The 20,096-nt window shown below is 60.6% G+C and carries 25 protein-coding genes and 1 tRNA gene; 13 read left to right on the plus strand and 13 right to left on the minus strand.

Translation table 11 applies throughout. From position 1 onward, the window contains the following. Positions 1–339 (plus strand): transposase (locus tag AB4Y87_RS23380; RefSeq protein WP_442006632.1); only part of this gene is annotated, 339 nt, incomplete at its 5' end. Positions 340–366: 27 nt separating this feature from the next. Here AB4Y87_RS23380 and AB4Y87_RS23385 read toward each other — a convergent pair. After that, positions 367–2,043 (minus strand): AMP-binding protein, encoded by a 1,677-nt coding sequence (locus AB4Y87_RS23385; protein WP_442006633.1) that lies wholly within the window; start codon positions 2,041–2,043, stop codon positions 367–369. Positions 2,044–2,126: 83 nt separating this feature from the next. Here AB4Y87_RS23385 and AB4Y87_RS23390 point away from each other — a divergent pair, with 83 nt between their 5' ends. After that, positions 2,127–2,405 (plus strand): putative quinol monooxygenase, encoded by a 279-nt coding sequence (locus AB4Y87_RS23390; RefSeq protein ID WP_442006634.1) that lies wholly within the window; start codon positions 2,127–2,129, stop codon positions 2,403–2,405. A 137-nt stretch (positions 2,406–2,542) separates the two neighbouring features. On the opposite strand, the gene AB4Y87_RS23395 is transcribed toward AB4Y87_RS23390, so the two are convergent. Beyond that, complete coding sequence (locus tag AB4Y87_RS23395; RefSeq protein WP_223946614.1) at positions 2,543–2,920, minus strand: thioredoxin family protein; 378 nt, start codon at positions 2,918–2,920, stop codon at positions 2,543–2,545. 81 nt (positions 2,921–3,001) lie between these two features. After that, on the minus strand, positions 3,002–4,843 hold the full coding sequence (locus tag AB4Y87_RS23400; protein ID WP_442006635.1) for a GDSL-type esterase/lipase family protein: 1,842 nt from the start codon (positions 4,841–4,843) through the stop codon (positions 3,002–3,004). Positions 4,844–5,133: 290 nt separating this feature from the next. Here AB4Y87_RS23400 and AB4Y87_RS23405 point away from each other — a divergent pair, with 290 nt between their 5' ends. Beyond that, complete coding sequence (locus tag AB4Y87_RS23405) at positions 5,134–5,574, plus strand: ester cyclase (RefSeq protein WP_442006636.1); 441 nt, start codon at positions 5,134–5,136, stop codon at positions 5,572–5,574. Positions 5,575–5,962: 388 nt separating this feature from the next. On the opposite strand, the gene AB4Y87_RS23410 is transcribed toward AB4Y87_RS23405, so the two are convergent. Together AB4Y87_RS23410 and AB4Y87_RS23415 are read right to left on the minus strand one after the other, a co-directional pair. Next, positions 5,963–6,640 carry a hypothetical protein gene (locus AB4Y87_RS23410; protein ID WP_442006637.1) on the minus strand — a complete coding sequence of 226 codons (678 nt, stop codon included), beginning with the start codon at positions 6,638–6,640 and terminating at the stop codon, positions 5,963–5,965. A gap of 67 nt (positions 6,641–6,707) precedes the next feature. Next, positions 6,708–6,893, minus strand: a complete 186-nt coding sequence (locus AB4Y87_RS23415; RefSeq protein ID WP_442006638.1) for a hypothetical protein — start codon at positions 6,891–6,893, stop codon at positions 6,708–6,710. 520 nt (positions 6,894–7,413) lie between these two features. On the opposite strand from AB4Y87_RS23415, the gene AB4Y87_RS23420 reads away from it, so the two are divergent. Genes AB4Y87_RS23420 through AB4Y87_RS23430 form a run of 3 tightly spaced genes read left to right on the plus strand, consistent with a single transcriptional unit; the run spans position 7,414 to position 9,897 of the window. Beyond that, a complete protein-coding gene (locus tag AB4Y87_RS23420) occupies positions 7,414–8,091 on the plus strand; it encodes a TetR family transcriptional regulator (RefSeq protein WP_442006639.1) in 678 nt (225 codons plus the stop codon). Further along, positions 8,088–9,104 carry an ABC transporter ATP-binding protein gene (locus AB4Y87_RS23425; protein WP_442006640.1) on the plus strand — a complete coding sequence of 339 codons (1,017 nt, stop codon included), beginning with the start codon at positions 8,088–8,090 and terminating at the stop codon, positions 9,102–9,104. Before AB4Y87_RS23420 ends, AB4Y87_RS23425 begins: the two co-directional genes overlap by 4 nt. Continuing rightward, positions 9,097–9,897 carry an ABC transporter permease subunit gene (locus AB4Y87_RS23430; protein ID WP_442006641.1) on the plus strand — a complete coding sequence of 267 codons (801 nt, stop codon included), beginning with the start codon at positions 9,097–9,099 and terminating at the stop codon, positions 9,895–9,897. Before AB4Y87_RS23425 ends, AB4Y87_RS23430 begins: the two co-directional genes overlap by 8 nt. Before the next feature lie 6 nt (positions 9,898–9,903). Here AB4Y87_RS23430 and AB4Y87_RS23435 read toward each other — a convergent pair whose 3' ends face one another. Continuing rightward, on the minus strand, positions 9,904–10,449 hold the full coding sequence (locus tag AB4Y87_RS23435; RefSeq protein ID WP_442006642.1) for an acyl-CoA thioesterase: 546 nt from the start codon (positions 10,447–10,449) through the stop codon (positions 9,904–9,906). Between the two features lie 190 nt (positions 10,450–10,639). On the opposite strand from AB4Y87_RS23435, the gene AB4Y87_RS23440 reads away from it, so the two are divergent. Further along, positions 10,640–10,861, plus strand: a complete 222-nt coding sequence (locus tag AB4Y87_RS23440; protein WP_442006643.1) for a hypothetical protein — start codon at positions 10,640–10,642, stop codon at positions 10,859–10,861. Positions 10,862–10,907: 46 nt separating this feature from the next. Further along, positions 10,908–11,696, plus strand: coding sequence for a potassium channel family protein (locus tag AB4Y87_RS23445; RefSeq protein ID WP_442006644.1), 789 nt, complete (start codon positions 10,908–10,910; stop codon positions 11,694–11,696). A gap of 369 nt (positions 11,697–12,065) precedes the next feature. On the opposite strand, the gene AB4Y87_RS23450 is transcribed toward AB4Y87_RS23445, so the two are convergent. Genes AB4Y87_RS23450 through AB4Y87_RS23465 form a run of 4 tightly spaced genes read right to left on the minus strand, consistent with a single transcriptional unit; the run spans position 12,066 to position 13,657 of the window. Next, on the minus strand, positions 12,066–12,707 hold the full coding sequence (locus AB4Y87_RS23450; RefSeq protein WP_442006645.1) for a hypothetical protein: 642 nt from the start codon (positions 12,705–12,707) through the stop codon (positions 12,066–12,068). Positions 12,708–12,715: 8 nt separating this feature from the next. Further along, positions 12,716–13,195, minus strand: a complete 480-nt coding sequence (locus AB4Y87_RS23455) for a hypothetical protein (protein ID WP_442006646.1) — start codon at positions 13,193–13,195, stop codon at positions 12,716–12,718. A gap of 49 nt (positions 13,196–13,244) precedes the next feature. After that, complete coding sequence (locus tag AB4Y87_RS23460) at positions 13,245–13,448, minus strand: hypothetical protein (RefSeq protein ID WP_442006647.1); 204 nt, start codon at positions 13,446–13,448, stop codon at positions 13,245–13,247. After that, complete coding sequence (locus tag AB4Y87_RS23465; protein ID WP_442006648.1) at positions 13,445–13,657, minus strand: hypothetical protein; 213 nt, start codon at positions 13,655–13,657, stop codon at positions 13,445–13,447. Before AB4Y87_RS23465 ends, AB4Y87_RS23460 begins: the two co-directional genes overlap by 4 nt. A 153-nt stretch (positions 13,658–13,810) precedes the next feature. On the opposite strand from AB4Y87_RS23465, the gene AB4Y87_RS23470 reads away from it, so the two are divergent. Together AB4Y87_RS23470 and AB4Y87_RS23475 are read left to right on the plus strand one after the other, a co-directional pair. Beyond that, on the plus strand, positions 13,811–14,086 hold the full coding sequence (locus tag AB4Y87_RS23470) for a hypothetical protein (RefSeq protein ID WP_442006649.1): 276 nt from the start codon (positions 13,811–13,813) through the stop codon (positions 14,084–14,086). Between the two features lie 141 nt (positions 14,087–14,227). After that, positions 14,228–14,725, plus strand: a complete 498-nt coding sequence (locus AB4Y87_RS23475) for a hypothetical protein (RefSeq protein ID WP_442006650.1) — start codon at positions 14,228–14,230, stop codon at positions 14,723–14,725. A gap of 386 nt (positions 14,726–15,111) precedes the next feature. On the opposite strand, the gene AB4Y87_RS23480 is transcribed toward AB4Y87_RS23475, so the two are convergent. From AB4Y87_RS23480 to AB4Y87_RS23490, 3 genes are all read right to left on the minus strand, one after another. Next, the gene (locus AB4Y87_RS23480) at positions 15,112–15,996 is read right to left on the minus strand and encodes a hypothetical protein (RefSeq protein WP_442006651.1); all 885 of its coding nucleotides are present in this window, start codon (positions 15,994–15,996) and stop codon (positions 15,112–15,114) included. Between the two features lie 616 nt (positions 15,997–16,612). Further along, positions 16,613–16,694 (minus strand) — tRNA-Tyr (locus tag AB4Y87_RS23485). A 128-nt stretch (positions 16,695–16,822) separates the two neighbouring features. Further along, complete coding sequence (locus AB4Y87_RS23490) at positions 16,823–17,089, minus strand: hypothetical protein (protein WP_442006652.1); 267 nt, start codon at positions 17,087–17,089, stop codon at positions 16,823–16,825. Positions 17,090–17,269: 180 nt separating this feature from the next. Between AB4Y87_RS23490 and AB4Y87_RS23495 the strand changes: the two genes are divergently transcribed. The 3 genes from AB4Y87_RS23495 to efeO all read left to right on the plus strand — a co-directional run bounded on the left by AB4Y87_RS23495 (position 17,270) and on the right by efeO (position 20,095). After that, on the plus strand, positions 17,270–17,761 hold the full coding sequence (locus AB4Y87_RS23495; protein ID WP_018776783.1) for a YajQ family cyclic di-GMP-binding protein: 492 nt from the start codon (positions 17,270–17,272) through the stop codon (positions 17,759–17,761). A 207-nt stretch (positions 17,762–17,968) separates the two neighbouring features. Beyond that, positions 17,969–18,829, plus strand: a complete 861-nt coding sequence (efeU, locus tag AB4Y87_RS23500; RefSeq protein ID WP_442006653.1) for an iron uptake transporter permease EfeU — start codon at positions 17,969–17,971, stop codon at positions 18,827–18,829. Positions 18,830–18,901: 72 nt separating this feature from the next. Continuing rightward, positions 18,902–20,095, plus strand: coding sequence for an iron uptake system protein EfeO (gene efeO, locus AB4Y87_RS23505; protein WP_442006654.1), 1,194 nt, complete (start codon positions 18,902–18,904; stop codon positions 20,093–20,095). Position 20,096 lies beyond the last annotated feature (1 nt).

Consider the following 20,096-nt stretch of genomic DNA (forward strand, 5'->3'; position numbering starts at 1 on the left):
GTCACCGCCGCCATCTGCCTGACCGCATGGTCCCACCACGGACGGGTCCGCTCCGAAGCGGCATTCGCCTCCCTGGCCGGAGTCAACCCCATTCCTGCCTCATCCGGTAACACCGTCAGGCACAGACTCAACCGCGGCGGTGACAGAACACTGAACAAAGCCCTGCACATGGTCGCCCTGAGCCGGATGACCTTCGACCCCGCCACCGTCGACTACGTCCGCAAACGCAAAGCCGAGGGACGAACCACAAAGGAGATCCGCCGGTGCGTGAAACGCTACCTCGCCCGGCGGATCTACCGAACCCTCAACGCCCCAAACCCCGGCCCTTGCCACGCTTGACAACCATAGAAGGATCCCCGCGTTGCTTTAGAGGTGGAGGCGGGAGACCGCTTCCTGGCGCATGTCCACCTTCCGAACTTTGCCCGAGACGGTCATCGGGAAGCTCTCGCGGACATCCACGTATTTCGGAATCTTGTAGTGCGCCAGCTTGCCACTGCAGTACTCGGCGATGTCCTCGGCGGTCAGGGTTTCCGTCCCCGATTTGAGGATGATGCAGGCCATGAGTTCCTCGCCGTATTTGGCGTCCGGAACGCCGATCACCTGCACGTCCTGGATAGACGGATGGAGATACAGGAACTCCTCAATCTCGCGGGGATAAATGTTCTCGCCACCACGGATCACCATGTCCTTGATCCGGCCTTCGATCACCAGATACCCGTCCTCGTCCATGCGGGCGAGGTCGCCCGTGTGCATCCAGCCCTCTGCGTCAATGGCCTCGGCGGTCTTATCCGGCTGGCCCCAATAGCCCTGCATCACCGCGTAGCCACGCGTGCACAGCTCACCGATGACGCCGCGCTCCACCACTTCACCCGTACCCGGATCCACGATCCGGCTCTCAAGGTGCGGCATGGTGCTGCCCACTGTGCTGGTCCGGTGCTCCAAAGTGTCCCCCGCCCGTGTCATGGTGGACACCGGCGACGTCTCAGTCATGCCATAACAAATAGCCACATCCACCATGTGCATCTCATCAATGACCCGGCGCATCACCTCAATGGGACACAACGACCCCGCCATGACACCCGTCCTGAGCGTGGAGAGATCGAACGTGGCGAAGTCGGGCAGCGCGAGTTCGGCGATGAACATGGTGGGCACGCCATAAAGCGACGTGCCGCCAAAGTCCTGCACGGCTTCCAACGCCGCCGCTGGGCTGAATCCCCTGCTTGGGATGATGGTTGCCGCCCCGAAACTCAGGGCATTCAGGTTCCCGATTACCATTCCGAAGCAGTGGTAGAACGGCACCGGAATCACCACGCGGTCATGTTCCGTATAGCCCAGGAGGCGGCCGATCGAGTGGCCGTTGTTGAGGATGTTGTGGTGGGTGAGGGTCGCACCCTTCGGGAAGCCCGTGGTGCCTGATGTGTATTGAAGGTTGATGGGATCGTGCGGATCCAGTTCAGCCATACGGTCCCGTACTGCAGAAGGCCCGACGCCGTCCGCCCGGGTCAGGAGCTCGGCATACGTCAGTTCGTGGCCGGCCTCGGGGACACCCGGGGTGAGCCCCGCAACCGATTCTCCGGGGAGGAAGACGATCTCCCTGAGTTCGGGGCACGTGCCTGCAGTTTCCCTGGCCATAACCACGTAATCACTGTTCTTGTCCGAGGGGGCAGTCACCAGCATCCGCATGCCGTTCTGCTTGACCACGAACTCCAGTTCATGCCGGCGATAAGCCGGGTTGACATTGACGAGCACGGCCCCGATCTTTGCCGTGGCGTACTGCAGGATGGTCCACTCAGCACAGTTCGGGCTCCAGATGCCGATGCGCTCGCCTTTCTCCACACCGACGGCGAGGAGCGCGCGGGCGAGGTGATCGACGTCGTCGTTAAGCTTTTCGTAACTCCACCGACGGGCGTCCCCGCCAGGTGTGGCAGCGGCTTCTATGAGCGCGTCCCTGAGTGGAAACTGCGCTGCGATGCGTTCAAAATTGGCACCGATGGTCTCTTCGAGCAGCGGGACGTCAGTGTCTCCGGCGGTGTAGGACAACATGACCGAACGCTACCAAGTCAGTGCGCGCAACAGAACCGTAAAGTGGACAATCGGCTCCGTGTCCTCCCGGTAGGGTTGGATCCATGAGTGCACCCATCGACCTGCAGGCCACGTTCATCCCCAACGACGGCGAATTCTTCCGCGTGAAGCTCGCCCTGGAAATCGCGATCGACGAGGTCGTCAACGAGCCCGGCTGCATCCGTTATGAACTGACCGAAGCCACTGAGGAGAAGCTGGTGCTCACAGAGCGCTGGGAATCGGAAGCGGCTCTGGAGAAGCACTCCAAGGGCATTGCCGTGCAGGACCTGAACGAGTCCCTCAGCGCCTTGCTGGCTGAGCCGGTCAAGCTCGAACGGCTCTAGCCTCTCCCAGCACTGGCTCAGCTCCCCACACCAGCTCAGCGAAATCGCCGCAAGACTGCGGGAACACCTTAAAGCATCGAGGTCGCCGGAATTTTCCGGCGACCTCGATGCTGTTCCGGCGGTTTCGCCGGGCGAGTCTAGCTTTCCTGGGCCTCGGCACGCGCCTTGGCCACGTGGGCGTGGACTTCTTCCATGTCCAAGCCCTTCACGGCCTCGATGACCTGCTCCAGCTGCGGGCCGTTGAGGGCACCCGGCTGCGAGAAGACAAGCACTTTCTCGCGGAAAGCCATGAGCGTCGGGATGGACGTAATCCCGGCTTCGGCGGCGAGCTGCTGCTCAGCCTCGGTGTCTACCTTCGCGAAGACCACGTCCGGGTGCTTCTCCGAAGCTGCCCCATAGGTGGGCGCAAACTGGCGGCACGGGGCGCACCAGGCAGCCCAGAAATCCACCAGGACAATGTCATTGCCCTCGATGGTCGATGCGAACTGTTCTCCAGTGATGTCAACTGTAGCCATGATTCCACGGTACGCGACCCCGCTCGCTAAGTCCCGTGGAGAGGGGCGTTGTTCGCTTCCCGCGTCACCGGGAATAAACGGCTACCTGCCCAGGACGTACTTGAGCGCGGATGCGTAGAGCGGGGCCACCTTGTTGTGTCCGGTCTGGTTTAAGTGGACGTCATCAAGATAATTCCAGGTAGCTCCGGCGATAGTCGCGGTCCCGGCCATCGAGATGCGTGGCCAGCCCCGGACAGCAGCTTCCCGGGTCAGGAGCCCGTCCACCCATCGCCGCTGGAAATGGCTGACGTCGTAGCGCGAAAGAACACCAGTGATAAGGATCGTGCTGCGGGGATATTTGCGGCGCAGTTCATCCCACAGCCGGTTGGCCTGGGACAAGATCGCTGCATCGGTGGCAAAAATCCGGGCGTCGTTTCCACCAAGAGTCACCACCACCAGTCCGGGGTTTCCTTGGGGCAAAAGGATCCGGTCCAGGAGCACGGCATCCGTCGCTGAATTGCCACCGACGGCGGGGCTCCCCGAGACGTATCCGATGCCACCGATGCTTCGGACCACCTGGCGGGTATAGCCAGCGGCGCGGGCGCCCTGTTCACCCCAGGAATCAAGGTCCAGCTGCGAATCGCCAAGGAAAACCACGGTGGAGGCGTCCACTGCTTCGGCTGAATACAGCTCCTGGGTGGAATCGTTCCAGATAGTTTCCAACTTTTGGAAGGCGACGTGGGAGCCCCGGGCATCGGACCAGGTATCGCGCACCGGCCAGCCGAACTCGCCCGGATTGATGGACCACACTTTATACGTGGGGTGCCCCACAATCCGCGCTCCCGTTGCAGGCCCCCAAACAAGCCAACCGTTGACGAACTGCTGCACCAGACCCCCGGCCCGCGGAAGCTTGTCCGTGAGGGGCAAGCCCAATTGGCCGGCAGCTCCACCCAGGGAGACGTAGCGGTTGTGGACGTCGCCATGGGTGGTTGAATGCGCACCAGTGGCCGCCGACCAGTAGACCGTGCCGCCCTGGAAGAGTTGGTAGACGAAGTCGTTTTGCCGGTATTCCTCGCTGACCGGATATCCCAAGGCACCGTTCTGGCCTCCCGTCGCGGACCAGTAGCCACGGATGGCTCCCGTCAGGGCCCTCGCTCCGGTGGCGGGGGACCAGATCATGGTTCCGTGCTGGTACTGCTGTGATGAGCCGCCATTACGCAGTCCGGTCGCTTCATCTGTAGTGGGATAGCCAAACTCGCCGCTTTCCAGCCCGGATTGGCGCCAGCGCTCACGTATGGCGCCCATGGAGGGATGTGCCCCAGTCGCCGGGGACCACACAATAAAGCCGCGCTCGAAGACCTGGTAGGCACCGCCGTCGGGCAGTCCTGTGCGTTCGCTGCCAGCAGGGTACCCGAGGAAACCAGCCTCAAAACCCGTTCTCCCCCATGCCAAGTGGATGGACCCCGTTGTGCGTTGGGCACCAGTAGCTGCCGAGAAACTGATGGCTCCCCGTTCGAAGAGTTGCTTGGAACCCCCATTGCGCAGGCCGCTTACAGTGTCTGTCGTGGGATAGCCGTGATAGCCAGCAGGACCATTGGCGTCCCACCATGCGGTGCGGACCGGCCCATTGACCACCACACGGGCTCCCGTACGGGCAGACCAAGCGATATCGCCACCGACGAACCGTTGCACGCAACCGGTGCTGGAGCATTCCTCCGCTGCCGTGGGCCGGATCAGAACGCTTCGGGCCCAAGTGCTGGTGCTGTAAAGCTGCCCGATGGCGCCTGTGACGGGAGGAGTGGAAGTCTGAAACTTGATGCTCGCCGACGGGACCGCTTGCGCCGGTACCACTGTTCCAAGCAGGCCAAGGACCAACAGCAGCGCCGCCGCTGACCGGGCGATTTTGCTTTTCTTCGACCACGAAGCCGACCCCGCACAACCCACTTATCTACCCCTGCATCTTCGGACCCAAGGGCCCCGTCACTGCTCCCCCACGAAGACAGTCAAGCCAGTATCTTCGACGGCGGCACTTCAGGCAGCGACGACGCAGCGTTTGGTGTCACATCGTTATGTTCCCCGGCCGGCGGGCATCGTTCCGCTGAGTCACGGGAACCCCTGTCATCGCCGGATCCTTCGTCCTAGACTGGCCTCCCATGGTGACTTGGGGACGGGTTGCGTTGCCTGCCCTGACCAGTTCTTGCCCGACCAGTTCTTGCCCGGCAGCCACGCATTCAATGAAGGGAATGAACGTGGAGCCTGAGGATAACAAAGCGCTGGTTAGGCGCTTCTACGAAGCGATCGATGCCGGCAACATCGAAGCGATGGACGATCTGGTTGCTGAAGACTACCTGGACCATCACCCTCCTTTCCCCGGGCTCTCGGCTGGACGGGAGGGACTGAAGGAGGCGTTCCGCATTTTCCTCCAGGCCACGCCGGGACATCATGTTATTGAAGATCAGATCTGCGAAGGCGACAAGGTGGTTACCAGGCTGACCGCCCATGGTCGACACGAAGGCGAGCTGCCCGGTCCGCTGCCTGCTACAGGCGCCCAACTGGACGAAACCGCCGTGGCCATCCACAGAATTCAGGACGGCAGGATCGTGGAGCATTGGTCCGATCGCGACGACCTCGCGCTGATGCAGCAACTGGGCATCATCCAGATGCCGGGCACCTGACCCAACAAGCATGGAACCCTCGTCGGCGACTTCTGCCAAGAAACCGGGCATACCTCGCTGGCCCTGCAGTACCGGCGGGTGCCTTCCGGCGACGCGCCATGCTCTCTACGCGTCAATTTGCTTGCCCCGACCGGGTTCGTTTGGGTCGCGAGAGCTCTCAGGCGCGGGTCCAGCTCCTGGCGCCGGATGTAACTCGGGAGAGGAATCAACCACTCACATTCGCAAATGGGGATCATCAGGTACGCCTCTAACGACCTCCATGCTGCGTTAACGGTCCGGGACCTTTCAGATCCCTGCGGGCAGCCGCATGCGTGCAGATTGGTGCGACACGTCCTCAGGTCGCAGGCTGTTCCCCCTACCATGGACGCGCCACCGACCGAGCCCTAACTTAGAACTGCTCAAGTTTCTGCTTCCGCAATGGTGGCTTTTCACTCGCCGGTCCCGGCCAGGACACCATAAAGCCCAGCTCTTCAAGGGCTTCGACAGCGGCCCCGGCATTATCCGCTACAGCTGCGCGAAGTTGAGTATCGCGCCATAAGGAACGGCCCTCCCGCAGTGACTCGCCCCACCCTATAGCACGGTCAATTGCGAACTCTACAACCAACATCTCGAGTACATCTTCTAGTGCCGGACGAAAGCGTGGGCCACCCAATGGGAGATGCAGTTGAGAGGCTTTCGCTGGTGCGCCACTTGCCCGTCGGCGCTCGGTTCGTTTGTTCTTGCCGGCATCTTCCATGGCTTTGGTCAATGCCTCAGAGTCCGTGTGCATGTTGATGTGCGCGGAAGGCACATCGCTTTTTGGTTCTCGGATGAAGTCATAACGGAGTATGGGCTCTGTCCGGTCGAAGTGGAAGATAGTGAAAATACTTTGCTCGACAGCAAGGTATGTATTCGCCTCGTTCAGTTCGCAGTAGTACTTAGCGCCGAGCCGAAAGACGGGTTTGCCTTCTACCTCGAGTGTCAGACCTGCACCACTGATCGTTTTGACGACGACCCGGTTCTCTGAAGCATCAACGTGCATAAGGTCTTCTTCGCAGCCCAGGAATGCCTTCAGGGTGTGATTCACTTGGGCCGCAAACTGGCCAGCCTTGTTCTCAACATTGGCCCGGTGCTCGCGTTTGCGTTGGGCAGGACTACTCACCGAGAAGATAGTTGATATCAGCAATCGCTTCGAATATGGCGTACTGCTCAACCGTCAAGCTGTAGTCCTCAGCCCCGGCTATGAGTTCGGAGAGATGCATTCCGGACCGCTGAATGAGCGCTTCACGTTCCATGAGTAGGTCTTCGTGTGTCTTGAAGTCTACGACCATTGCAGTCATCGGTAATCCCCATCCTTCTTTGCGTGCCCCTAGTATTACACTCCCTGCTGACTTTATTGAGTATTTCTGGTTGTCACGCCAAAGGTCGCGGAGTGATTCAGGTCGAAGTCGTTGGGCTCCAGATTGTTGGCCAAAATACCCCTGAGGTGTCGAAAACAAAGCCAGCCGGGGCCACTAACGCGTTCTTCCGACATGGGTCGTTCCCTGGCGTTTCCTAGACCCTCCTGGCCTTAGCGAGATGGACTCTTGCAGCGACTATGTTGGCCATGAGGTCCGCTATATCAGCCCTACGGTCTTGCATCGCAGCTGCGCGCCGGCCTCCATCCCCTCGCTCCTGCGGGCATTGAACGCTGACGAATCCATGGACGGGACTCTGGACCATCCCCGGTCTGGTCTACTAAATCGGATCCGCAACGAGATCTACCTTTGCCTTGCACCGAGGCCCGGTCAGGGACTCCTAACAACTTGGTCCGCTAGACGCCTCTTGCCAGCGATTGAACAAGTGTTTAGTGTATGAAACATGCGTTTAACCGCAGAGGACTTAACCACCCGTGCACGCATCCGTGACGCCGCCATTGGACTGTTCGGCCGCGATGGTTTCGGCCCTGCTACCGTCCGCGCGGTCGCCTCTGCCGCTGGGGTCAGCCCCGGACTCGTAATCCACCATTTCGGCAGCAAGGCAGGTCTGCGCGAAGCATGCGACCAGCATGTCCTCGCGCAGACAGCCAGCCAGGGCAGGGAGAAAACAGATCCAGGCACCGCACGCCAATTGATCCAGGACTACCTCAACCACCCGGACCAGTACGCCAACGAGATCGCCTACATTCGCCGCTCCCTGGGTGACGAATCCGAGGCCGGCGACGCATTCTTCGACGCCGTGGTGCGCCAGACGCAGGACATCATCGAGGCCGGAATCGCTGCCGGCACCATCCGCGACTTCGACGACGTCCGGTCCACCGCCGTCGTCGTTGCATCAAACAGCCTCTCAATGCTCATGCTGGGCAGGCACCTCTCACGGGCGCTGGGTGCAGATGTAGCCGAACCGCACGGCATAGGACCGGAACTGCTGCGGCAATTGACCGTGCCTGCGCTGGACATCTACACCAACGGTTTCTATACGGATTCGCGGTTCCTGGACTCGGCCCGCGACGCCCTGCAGCAGGACACCATCAACCAAGGAAGGGAGCATGCCCCGTGACCCAGGCAATCGTCGTCGAGGGGTTGCGCAAGAAGTTCGGCCAGCGCGAGGTCCTCCACGGACTCGATTTCGCCGTTGAACCGGGAACGGTCTTCGGCGTCATTGGACCGAACGGGGCGGGCAAAACCACCACCATGCGCTGCCTGCTGGATATCATCCGGCCAAGCGCGGGGACCATTTCAGTCTTGGGCCAGGATCCGCGCCGCGCCGGAATCGGGCTGCGCCGCAGGATCGGTTACCTCCCCGGTGAACTCCACTTGGAGAACCGAACCACGGGCCGCCGCATGCTCGAACACTTCGAGGCCATCAGCGGCCCGGTACAGCCCAAATATGTCAACGAGTTGGCAGAACGGCTGGACCTGGATTTGGACCGGCAGACCCGCAAGCTCTCCAAAGGGAATAAGCAGAAGCTCGGCCTCCTGCAGGCGTTCATGCACCGCCCCGAGCTCCTGGTGCTCGATGAACCAACCAGCGGCCTGGATCCCCTGGTCCAACAGGAATTCCATTCACTGGTCCGCGAAGTGGCGGACGATGGCGCCACGGTCTTCCTCAGCTCACACGTGCTGAGCGAGGTCCAGCAGGCCGCCGACGCCGTAGCCATCCTCCGCGACGGCGGCATCGTGACCATCTCCACTGTTGAGGCCTTGAGGAACGCGGCCGTACGGCAGTTGCGGTTCAACGCGGCGGGCGCAGAAACGCACGACGTCGGGGCGCTGCTGGCGCGGGTGCCCGGCGTCGCCAACGTTGTGCTGCGGGAGCTTCCTGGTGACAGCGCAGCGGAAGCCGCCGTCGAAGCAACGGCGACGCTCTCGGGGCAGGTCCAGCCATTGGTGCAGGAGCTGGCCCGATTAAACCTCACGGACCTCGTCCTGGAGGAGCCGGATTTGGAGGAAGCCGTGCTGACTCTCTACACGGGGCACTATGCGGGCAACGGAAACGGACACGGCGGAAACGGACGAAATGGAAATGGACACAAGTCCCTGAGCCACACGGAAGGAGCACACCATGTCTAAGTTCCTCCCCCTCTTCACGAAAGCCTTGACTGACTCGTGGCGGTCCACTCTCGCATGGGCCTTGGGACTAACGGCCGCGATCATGCTGTACCTGCCGCTGTATCCGTCCATCGGCGGCAGCGCGCAAATGCAGCAAATGATCGACGCACTCCCCCAGGAGATGACCAAGGCCCTGAACTATGACCAGATCGCCACCGGACCTGGCTATACCCAGGCCACCCTTTTCGGGTTGATCGGTTTCCTGCTGATGTCCATGGCCTCCGTCGGTTGGGGCGCGGCGGCAGTCGGCGGGGACGAGGAGTCGGGGCTGCTGGAATTGACCTTGGCCCATAGCGTGACCCGAATCCAGGTCGTCCTTGAACGCGCCCTGGCACTCGTGGTCCGCGTCGCGATCCTCTCAGCCTTGGTCTTCCTGCTGGTGCTGGTGCTGAACGGGCCCTCGAAACTGGACATCGACGTCGGGCATCTCTTCGGTGCGGTAGTGCTGTTTGCCGCTTTGGCACTGCTGAGCGGAACAGCGGCGCTGTGCGTAGGTGCGCTGACGGGACGGAAGGTTTATGCGATTGCGGCGGGTGCCGCCGTGGCCGTCCTCGGCTATGTCTTCAACGCTGTTGGGAGGCAAAGTCCCGACGTCGACTGGCTGCTGAACCTTTCGCCGTACCACTGGGCGTACGGCAATTCACCCGTAACGAACGGCGCTGATTGGGGAGCCGCTTCAGGCTTGCTGGGTATTTCCGCGGCGCTGATCGTCCTGGGCGCGCTTGCACTTCAGCGGCGGGACGTAGGTGTTTGAGTTCCCCTAAGCCCACACATGCGGAGCTGGCCGGCGGGCTCCAGGGAGCGCATTGTTTTCGCGCCACTCATGGATCCACTCCGGCAATTCCAAGTCAGCCGGTGGCTCACCGAACTCAGCAATGATCTCCTCCTGCGTTACCGGCTTTCCCTTGTTGACCAAGCGGGTTGCGATGTGTGCGCGAGCGTAGATCTCACCGTCCACCACCATGCGCTGCTCAAAGTAGATGGCTTTGGTGTCCAGTCCGATGATGCGCGTTTCGATGGTGTAGCGCTGCCAGAGTTGCAATGACTTGCGGAAAGCGATGGTCTCTCCGGCAGCCACGGGACTCCAGCCGCGTCGGCGCATCTTTTTCCAGATACCGCTGCGAACCATGAGGTCGAAACGGCCGAGGTCCATCAAGGAGAAATACATACCGTTGTTCACGTGCATCGCGATGTCGATGTCCGTCGGCAGAACGCGCAGGGGCAGCGAGGACGTTTCCCAAGCACCCAAGGGTGAACGCTTGGATGAGGTGAACAGCAGCATGAGGGTGCGGAGAAGCAAATGCATGCGAGCAATGTTACCCGCGAGTAACTTCACTGGGAATAGGCAGACCGCATAGTGGACGCGGTGTTGCCAACGGCGTTAGTACATCCATCGCTTTATGTCCAACGATTGCACAAACGTTTACCGCCAGTTCATCCATCCCGTGCACAATATCTGAAACCCGGAAACATCGACTCATCACCAGGGAGACCCCTTGAGCACTTTGCAAAGCACCAAGCCGCACGCTGACGTCTGGCCTGACCTCGCCCGCCATCAGGACGTCGTACTCCGGGACGCCCGGGGCAATCGCATCGAAGGAAGCATCGACGGCATGACCGATGACCGCAGCACACTCTGGGTGCAGCTCAAAGGCGGTCTGGGCCGGCAGCTGGTTCACCACATGGACGGATACTGGCTGGAGACTCCCTCCGTCTGATTCGTTTTTCAGCGGCAGGGGTTGCTGCTGTGACTAGGATTCCCGTATGACCCAAGCGCGATACCGGGACCTCGTCGAATGGCCCCTCATGGCGACCGCACTGATTTTCCTCTCCGCATATGCCTGGCAGGTTATAGGACGCGTGGACGGCGCGGCCGGCCTCCCCTTCGAAATAATCCTCTGGATTACCTGGGGGATATTTGCGCTGGACTACGTTGCCAACCTTTGGCTGGCCGAGGATCGAAGGCGATGGTTCATCTGGAACCTGCATGAACTCCTCATCGTGGTGCTCCCCTTCTTCCGGCCACTCCGCCTTCTTCGGCTGGTCACGCTCCTGTCCGTACTGCAACGCACTGTGGGAGAGACCCTGCGCGGACGCGTTGCGACATACGTTGCCGGCTCGGCGGCGATGTTGGTGCTCATCGGCGCCCTTGCAGTGCTTGACGTGGAGCAGAATGCGCCGGACGCCAAGATCCTGACGTTCGGAGACGCCGCATGGTGGGCCATAACCACCATCACCACAGTTGGCTACGGAGACCTCTATCCCGTCACCCCCATCGGCAGGATCGTGGCGGCAGCGCTCATGATGAGCGGGATTGCGGTCCTGGGTATTGTGACGGCCTCTATTGCCTCGTGGTTGGTGCAACGAATCGAGGAAAACGCGGAGGATGTTGCGGCGGCCGCGGAAAACAAGGCAGCAGCCGCCGAAGAACCTGTCCGCGCTGAATTGGCAGACCTTGTCACTGAAATTGCAGCGCTCAGGCGTGAGATCGCGGAGCTTCGGGAGAGCGGGGCGGTCAGGCGTGGGACTGGGACGGAGTCGCAAGCCAGCTGAGAATTCCCGGAGTCGTTCGAATTCCCCGCCGCACAACGGTGAGTTCAGCAAACAAGAGCGGGAGGCATGGGTTCCCTGAACTGGGTTATCCGGGTTAGCGGCCCTGGCCCCTGCGCTCCGGACGTGTGCACCCTCGAACGCGAAAAATCCCCGGAACCTGTTGGTTCCGGGGATTTCCCTTTGGGTGGCCGATGAGGGATTCGAACCCCCGTAGGCGTTGCCAGCTGATTTACAGTTGTCACAGCCTGACCAGGCACATTTCGCGCTGTCCTGCGGTGCAAGATCTTGGGAAATCAGGCGCGTGAGCGGCGAGCAAGTGCCCTCACGTATCTGGGCAAAATCCAAGGTCTGTGCTCACGAGGTGATCACCTACTCTTCATCAGGCGACAGATCACGGACCGCTTGAACGCCCTTTTCGACGTAACGCTTAATCTCCTTGAGTTCCTTCGCCACCTGTCCTATGTGGCCGGGATCTCTGAGCGCTGCAAACTTCATGTCGTCGTAGGCAAGCGTGTAAGCGTAGGGCTCCACAGGACCGAATGGACCGTCAAATGAGATCCTCACTTTATGTCTGGTCAGCACACGCTGGTCATAGAGGTCAGTGTGCGAACCGAGACTCCAGCGCATCTCCCGACCAGGCGGGATTGCTGAGAAGCCGTCCACAAAGCCCGGAAGACCCGCAAGATCCATGTCAGAGAGGTTCTTGGCCCGCCCAACCATTGGATCAAAGGTTATCCGAACATTCCGGGCTGTTGTCGGCCCCTCATTCTTGATGACTAGATCGACCAGCCAATATGAGACGGGATCAACCCGATAGTCCACCCACACGTACGGTTGTTGCTGGTCGCGATTGAGCTGCTCCTGCATCTCCGCTTGGCGCTTGCCGATCTCCACCTGATCCCTTGCCGCCTGGGCTTGGATCTTCGCAGATCTAGCCTGCAGTGCCGTGAAAACCAACGCGATGACCGCAACAACCGCGGCACCGGCCGCGACCCAATCTCCACCATCCATTACCGGCCTTACTTGGACGCCAGCTTGGCCAGCACAAAATCAAGGAAGACCAGGCCCGCTGCCCTGCCCTCGTATTTGCTGTCTGTAATCAAGAAGCTCGACTCGTCTCCGAATGTGACCGTGAATTGCGCAGACTCTACTTGGGAGCCGTAGCCCGGTTCATGGAATTCGTGGAGCGTAAGTCCCGAAAGTTCGGTCCAAGGGATAACCCGCGTGGCCCCACCTCTAGGCACGCCACCATTTGCGACCGCTGAGACGCTATCTGTCACGACGAAGGCGTCTGTGAAGACTACAGCCGACAGGCTCACGCCCCGGTCCTCTGTGCGTTTGACTGATCCTGTCGCCCACAGGACGTCTTTTTCCCCGACAACCCTGGCTATGCGCCTCTCAGAGTGAATGGCGATCTTGCTGATCGCGTCCTCGCGATAATCTTCAGGCCAGTCGTTGGACTGCAAGTAGATGTGTGAAACAAAATCGTTGGAGCCCATGTTTCCTCTGTCCGTATCCGCCGAGCGCCCCATGCCGCCACGGTCAGGGTCAGGATTCCACGACGGGCAGGCCAAAGCCAAGGGTGCCGTTGGTGATGACACCCTTGGTGGTTCCCAACAGCCGGCTTTTCTCGCCGATCGGTGAGCCCCAGGCGTCGCTGCCGCCAGCGTTCCAGGATCCGGTGCGCGTAACTGGCTGGTGTCTGGGATATTCAGCAAGTTTCCTTGACTGCGGGGTCCGGGTCTTACTCAACTGTTCACCCTCGGCTGCTTCTTCCGCCCCTTCTCCACGCCGGACCATGGGATCCGGGCGGGGGAGTTCCGGGAGCCTGTACCTGCTTTGTACGCGTTGGGGAACTCCCCACATCGGGCCATGATACGGATCGTGTCCGGGTGGTGGTGCAGGTACTCGGCCACTTGCCAGGCTGTGGCGTCACCTTTAAGAGTTGGATTGTCTGTCATGATTCAAAAGCGATCTAAAAAGGCTAATAGGGAGTCATTTTCCCTACGTAAGGCGAGTCCTACCCATATTCCCTAAGAAAGTTTCCCTTGCTCCTCACTAGTGGACAGTCAGAGAACTGATCAGGCTTGAGCTGATAGCGAATAGCACCGCTCTTGGCGGCGCCCTCACCAGCAGCCAGCGTCGCCCCGACCAGTCGCGCCCGGTCTAAGTACCCGACCGGCCTTAAGAAGTTCTGGCGGGGCGGTGTCCCATCTGACGAGATCCTCCTTAAGCCCGGCGGCGCTGCATGCTCCCTCGTCGCTGAAGGCAAGCACTGGTTTGACATCGCAGGCATGGCTGGTCCGGATGGTGCCGACATGGGCAAGGCGGCCGCCACAGCCACCTCCGCTAGCCGCAACCTGTGCACCAAATACAAGACTGCCTGCTGACCCGTTACCAAGGCGGATTTCTTTCTTAGCCGAGACCACCCTGAGCCTCAACGCACGAAAGGCTCCCACCCTCAGCAGGATGAGGGCTTCGTTAAGTGAGGGGAAGAAAGCCGGTCTTATGGAACCCCTAGGATGGGGCAGATGAATAGCGCAACGAATTTCAGGGCTGCAATCGGTGAGGTGGCTCAGCAGTCCGCACAACTGGAGGCAGTTGTAGCGATCGTGACGTGGGGTCTTGCCGGCGTCGAACAGGCTATCGCCCGCATCGTTGTTCCCAACAATATGGACCGGATGCTCTCACTGATAAATGAGCTGGTCCCAGTCCGCGTGCAGGATCCCGAGTTGCAGCGAAGGGTGAAGGACTGGTCGGGCCGAGTTCGAACTGTCTACAACAGCAGAGGTCGTATCCTTCACTCCGTGTGGATCGGCAACGACGATGATGGTCAGTACTGGCGCGCCGACCTCAAACCTCTGGGCAAGCCCGTAGAAACACAAACCTCAGACGATCTGCTTGCCATCGCCAATCAGATGCTGGACCTGTCGACCGTCGAGGCTAGCTTCATTGGGGACCTGGTGCGGTCGGTGTCTGGGCCCTGGCCTGCTGGACCAACCGAGAGTAGGCCAGCACCTGGAGCGTAGCCGCTATGCAGGGAGGCCGCCGAGTTGTGCGTAGGGAGCCTCCCCAATTGGCCACGCCAGAACTATCCGACATTGGTGCCTACAACGGTCGGGGACTCGATTCCGGTCGCGATAACCCAGTTGCCGGCGGTGTGATCGGCGGCGCTGAGGTGTTGCCTGTAACAAGGTTGCCGGCTTTGGCGTGCCCGCCTCGTGGTAGACCGCGTTCCATGAGAGACAAGGCCCCAGCTGTTGGGCCTTGTGCACCTTGTCACAGCCCAGTCATCAGCTGTTATCAGTAGTGACCCAGCGCGCCTTGCTTTCAAGGGGTTCACACCGGAGCAAGCCGCTCTAGTTGTCAGCTTTTATCCCCAACAAACGCCTTTTCCTCAACAAACCCCCAGCAGTCAGCGGGATCCTTCGCTTAGGTACTGATACACAAATTTGGATACGCTCTCGGGGAACATTAGCGGCCGCATCTGCCGCATGCCGACGGCAATAGGGGAAAGCTCAAGGAACCCCACCCATTCCCCTTCCTCAAGAACTTCCCGGGCCTCAATGAAAAGCCCAGCCAACATCTCTAAGGCGAGGACTACCTCGGGGCTCAGCAGATGCATAATCTCACCGTGGAGCGCCACTAGCCCCGTGGCAGCGTCCGTCACGGTAGAAATCAACTCCAACTCCTCAGGTAAGGCGACTACTTCATTGCGAACCTTGGCGTTCTGGGCGTGCCTGCGGAAACCTTCTCGGGATAGTAGGACCTCCACCGTTGTCACGATCTCGCCTGAATCCTTAATTCTGGTTACGACGTTCGTGGACAATAGCTCACGCGGCGATCCGTGGACCAGCGCATTTCTCAGGTGGTTGCTCACCCTGTACGGCAAGCTCGAATCGTAGAGTTGGGAGAGTTTTTTCTTCACCTCGTCTCGTTCAGTCGATTCCTCCCCGTACGTCTGGCCCAGCAACACGATGACATGTTCGGCATACATCTTGACCACTGCGCAAACGTTGATAACGCGGAATTCCAGTTCACTCATCAGAGGTCCCGCATCAAGGTCGGTCCCACCTTCCGCCCATTGGGTTCTGACCTTTTCCACAGTCCTATGCAGATCCTCCAGCCCACGCCAGATATAAGCATCAAAGCCCGTTAGGTACTGTTCGACGGCCTTGATAGCAGCATCGATTCGACGAAACTCCAGCTGGGACAGCGCACGGATCTGCCGGGCCTTGACCTCACCTTGTCCCACACGCTTGGAGGCTACGAAGACGTAAATATTCTGTTCCTCAGTCATGGCGTCATCTTTCCATCCAGAGCGTACGAAGGATCTTCCAGCCACCCCCGGGCAGCGCACATTCGGTATAGCTGCAGTGCTTTCGGGTGCTTCACCTCGCTCCATCCAAAGCCGCCGTACTTGGGATCTGTCATGAGCTGTCGGATATTGAATCCCGCTCACCGGCGGTCACCATGCGGTCCCAGGTGAGGTTTCACCCGGTACCCCAGATCGAGGAGCTTGGACCCTGCCCGTAGGCGCACGCCAGCGGACCTGCTGCCCATCAGCCCTGCCAGAACCGCCACAGCCTCCTGTTGGGCCGAGAGGGYCGGCTCGCTCACTGCCTGCCGGTGCGCCTCCCGGGACAGCCGCCTGTACTCGTCCTGAAACTCCGGCTGTCACAGCCAGCGCCGGAGAGCGGAAGCCCCGACGCCGGCCGATTCCGCGGCGGTGCGCTGGTTCGGGAGACCAAGAGGGCCGTGAGTGAGGCCTGCTGCCCCCGACTTAGGCGCTCATTTGTGAGTACAGCGAACAAGAGCGGGAGTCGCGGGTTCCCTGGTCGCTGCACTCCGAACGCGTGCACCTCCGAACGCGAAAAATCCCCGGAACCTGTTGGTTCCGGGGATTTCCCTTTGGGTGGCAGATGAGGGATTCGAACCCCCGTAGGCGTTGCCAGCTGATTTACAGTCAGCCCCCTTTGGCCGCTCGGGTAATCTGCCAAACTTCAAAAGAAGATCACTTCCGGAGACCGTTTCTTTTCGATCCGGTAACCGAAGGCAGAGATAACCTTACAGAACTTCCGGCCAAGAATCTAATCGAGGGCGGACACGCCGGAATGGCCGGTATTTCAGGCTTCTCCGAGGATCCGGCCAGCCAGTTTCGCTTCAAACTTTTCTGCTTGCTCGGCCGTGATTTGGTTGAGCTCCACCGCCCGCAGCAAATCGGCGTGCACCCCGTCCATTCTCGCAGCCGCATCCGGCACCGGGCTCAGGACGATCGACGCCGCCACGGTCACCGCTGCCACCGCGCTCGCCGCGGCTGCCGCTGCAGTCCCGATCGAACCAGCTGCCGCGGATGCGGATTTTGTGACGTAGTGGACGGCCTTGTGGCTCATGCTTACCTCCGGGGGTGGGCTCTTCCAACTGGTACAACTCTCAAACATCCACCTCGGTTCCAACCAAGCATGTGCTGTGAGCGAACTGTGAAAGTTATCCACGGCCCCATCCCGCGCCTTCCGTACTAGGCTGGATGGCAGACAAACCGCCCTTACCGGGCCCCCAACCTAAGGAGAGTCATGGCAGGCGAATCAACATTCGACGTCGTCAGCAAGGTAGACAAGCAAGAGGTCGCCAACGCGCTCAACCAGTCCCAGAAGGAAATCGCGCAGCGATACGACTTCAAGGGAGTCGGCGCGGAGATTGACTTCAGCGGTGAAAAGATCCTGATGAAGGCCAACTCAGAGGATCGTGTCCTCGCCGTCCTGGACGTCTTCCAGTCCAAGCTCATCAAGCGTGGCATCTCCCTGAAGTCCCTGGACCAGGGCGAGCCTTACCCCTCCGGCAAGGAATTCCGGCTTGAGTGCACCATCAAGGAGGGCATCGCGCAGGACATCGCCAAGAAGATCAACAAGATCATCCGCGACGAAGCTCCCAAGTCCGTCAAGTCCCAGATTCAGGGCGACGAGCTTCGCGTCACCTCCAAGTCCCGCGATGACCTGCAGGAAACCATGAACATCCTCAAGAAGTTCGAAGAGGCAGACCTGCAGTTCGTAAACTTCCGCAGCTGACTGCCCACGCTGCACCACCAGCGTCATAAAAGCCGGGGTCCGGCGCCGCTCAGGGCGCTGGATCCCGGTTTTTTATGGCCTGGCTACATCGATTGTCGTAATGGCCGCAGACATTAGGGCACAAAGTTTTTGCGTAATCACCCCATGGCAGTATTCTTCTTCATTAGGCAAGCCTAAGTATGGCTCCCCTGAGTGAAAGAAACGCACATGACCGCCAACTTCCTGATAGGCCTGCGTGAAGGCCTCGAGGCCTCGCTCATCGTGGTTCTCCTGATGGCCTACCTCATCAAGACCGGCCGGCAGTCCTTGCTCCCCCGGCTCTGGGCCGGAGTCGGGATTGCCATTGCCATCTCCCTCGCTTTCGGCGCCCTTCTTACTTTCGGCCCGCGGGGCCTCACCTTCGAAGCCCAGGAAGCCATAGGCGGAGGGTTGTCCATTGTTGCCGTAGGACTCGTGACCTGGATGGTCTTCTGGATGGCGCGCACCGCCCGCAGCCTCGGAAGCGACCTCAGGTCCCACGTGGACAAAGCGGCCGACGGCGCCGCATGGGGCCTTGCGCTGGTTGCCGCACTGGCTGTGGGCCGTGAAGGACTCGAAACCGCACTCTTCATTTGGGCCGCAGCGCAAGCGACCGGCGAAACCACGTTCCCACTCCTTGGCGCCCTGCTTGGCCTTCTGACCGCTGCCGGACTCGGATACTTGCTCCACCGTGGCGTCCTCAAGGTGAACTTGGGCCGCTTCTTTACCTGGACGGGAGTGGGACTCATCATCATCGCCGGAGGCGTCCTTGCCTATGGCATCCACGATCTCCAGGAAGCCGGCATCCTTCCGGGCCTGCATAACCTGGCCTTCGACCTCTCAGCCGCCGTTCCGCCGTCGTCCTGGTACGGGACCCTGCTGAAGGGGACACTAAACTTCTCCCCCGCCACCACCTGGCTGGAAGCCGCAGCCTGGCTGCTGTATGTCATCCCTGTCCTGTTCCTGTACATCCGGACCAACCGCTCCCAACCTCCGGCGGCAGCAGTGAAGACGCCCGCCGCGAACCCGGCAGTCGCCCTGCAGCAGTAAGAACCCAGAGCCTCTCCAACTCGACGCGCAGGCCCTCGCACCCCGCGCCTTCCCCCAACACAAAGGACCCCCATGCTTGGCACGTTCCTGTCCACGTCCACTTCCCCGAAGCTTCGCAGGACCCTCACCGTCATCGGCGCGGCCGCCGCCGTCCCCATGGTTCTGGCGGGCTGCACTGACAATGCGAAAACCACGGCGGCCACGGATGGGCCGATCCAGGTCAGCAGCACCGCTAATGAATGCAAGGTCTCCACAGGCACTGCGCCCAGCGGCAACCTGACGTTTGCCGTGAAGAACGAAGGCACTGAAGTCACCGAGTTCTACCTGCTGGCCGAGGACGGTTTGCGGATCATCGGTGAAGTGGAGACCATCGGGCCTGGAATTACGCGGAACCTGGTGCTCACGGCTCCTGCAGGCAAGTACAACACCGCCTGCAAGCCGGGTATGCAGGGCGACGGCATCCGGGCTTCGTTCGAGGTCACGGAATCCGGAAACAAGCCAAGCGCAGATGCTGACTTCCAAAAGCTGCTTGAGACCGGCTCCCAACAGTACGCCGCTTACGTCAAGGACCAAACGGAGCAACTCGTCACAGGCACCAAGGCCTTTGCAGATGCCTTCGCAGCCGGTGACGCCGCCAAGGCCCGTGAACTCTATGCGGCGACCCGTATGCACTGGGAGCGGATCGAGCCCGTTGCCGAGTCGTTTGGCGATCTCGACCCCAAGCTGGATGCGCGCGAGGCCGATCTCGAGCTTGGCCAGGAGTGGACCGGCTGGCACCGCGCCGAGAAGGATTTGTTCCCGCCAGCGGACTACACCGCCATGACGCCGGCCGAACGAACCGCGATTTCCGCTCAGTTGGTTGCAGATACTGCGGACCTCGCAACGCGTACCCGCACGGTGGAGTTGACGGCAGACAAGCTGGGCAACGGCGCCAAGGAACTCCTCGATGAGGTTGCTACCGGTAAGGTGACGGGCGAGGAAGAGATCTGGTCCCACACCGACCTCTGGGATTTCCAGGCCAACGTGGACGGCGCCCGCATCGCCTTCGAGAGCCTGAAGCCGGCCTTGGAGCAAAAAGACGCCGAGCTTGCCAAGTCCCTGGACGAGAAGTTCACAGCCCTCCAAACCGAGCTGAAGAAGCACGCCAAGGGCGATGGCTTCTCCTACTACAACGAGTTGAGCCAGGATCAAATCCAGCAGCTCGCCGCGCTGGTCGATTCCTTGGGCGAACCGCTGTCCAAGCTCACCTCGGCCGTCGTGCTGTGAG

The organism is Paenarthrobacter sp. RAF54_2, assembly GCF_052113945.1.
Classification (GTDB): domain Bacteria; phylum Actinomycetota; class Actinomycetes; order Actinomycetales; family Micrococcaceae; genus Arthrobacter.

Excerpts from the sequence above, each read along its gene's own strand:
- AB4Y87_RS23385 (WP_442006633.1), bottom strand. The coding sequence starts at position 2,043 with ATGTTGTCCTACACCGCCGGAGACACTGACGTCCCGCTGCTCGAAGAG.
- AB4Y87_RS23390 (WP_442006634.1), top strand. The coding sequence starts at position 2,127 with ATGAGTGCACCCATCGACCTGCAGGCCACGTTCATCCCCAACGACGGC.
- AB4Y87_RS23395 (WP_223946614.1), bottom strand. The coding sequence starts at position 2,920 with ATGGCTACAGTTGACATCACTGGAGAACAGTTCGCATCGACCATCGAG.
- AB4Y87_RS23405 (WP_442006636.1), top strand. The coding sequence starts at position 5,134 with ATGAAGGGAATGAACGTGGAGCCTGAGGATAACAAAGCGCTGGTTAGG.
- AB4Y87_RS23415 (WP_442006638.1), bottom strand. The coding sequence starts at position 6,893 with ATGACTGCAATGGTCGTAGACTTCAAGACACACGAAGACCTACTCATG.
- AB4Y87_RS23420 (WP_442006639.1), top strand. The coding sequence starts at position 7,414 with ATGCGTTTAACCGCAGAGGACTTAACCACCCGTGCACGCATCCGTGAC.
- AB4Y87_RS23430 (WP_442006641.1), top strand. The coding sequence starts at position 9,097 with ATGTCTAAGTTCCTCCCCCTCTTCACGAAAGCCTTGACTGACTCGTGG.
- AB4Y87_RS23435 (WP_442006642.1), bottom strand. The coding sequence starts at position 10,449 with ATGCATTTGCTTCTCCGCACCCTCATGCTGCTGTTCACCTCATCCAAG.
- AB4Y87_RS23445 (WP_442006644.1), top strand. The coding sequence starts at position 10,908 with ATGACCCAAGCGCGATACCGGGACCTCGTCGAATGGCCCCTCATGGCG.
- AB4Y87_RS23450 (WP_442006645.1), bottom strand. The coding sequence starts at position 12,707 with ATGGATGGTGGAGATTGGGTCGCGGCCGGTGCCGCGGTTGTTGCGGTC.
- AB4Y87_RS23455 (WP_442006646.1), bottom strand. The coding sequence starts at position 13,195 with ATGGGCTCCAACGATTTTGTTTCACACATCTACTTGCAGTCCAACGAC.
- AB4Y87_RS23465 (WP_442006648.1), bottom strand. The coding sequence starts at position 13,657 with ATGACAGACAATCCAACTCTTAAAGGTGACGCCACAGCCTGGCAAGTG.
- AB4Y87_RS23475 (WP_442006650.1), top strand. The coding sequence starts at position 14,228 with ATGAATAGCGCAACGAATTTCAGGGCTGCAATCGGTGAGGTGGCTCAG.
- AB4Y87_RS23480 (WP_442006651.1), bottom strand. The coding sequence starts at position 15,996 with ATGACTGAGGAACAGAATATTTACGTCTTCGTAGCCTCCAAGCGTGTG.
- AB4Y87_RS23490 (WP_442006652.1), bottom strand. The coding sequence starts at position 17,089 with ATGAGCCACAAGGCCGTCCACTACGTCACAAAATCCGCATCCGCGGCA.
- AB4Y87_RS23495 (WP_018776783.1), top strand. The coding sequence starts at position 17,270 with ATGGCAGGCGAATCAACATTCGACGTCGTCAGCAAGGTAGACAAGCAA.
- efeU (WP_442006653.1), top strand. The coding sequence starts at position 17,969 with ATGACCGCCAACTTCCTGATAGGCCTGCGTGAAGGCCTCGAGGCCTCG.
- efeO (WP_442006654.1), top strand. The coding sequence starts at position 18,902 with ATGCTTGGCACGTTCCTGTCCACGTCCACTTCCCCGAAGCTTCGCAGG.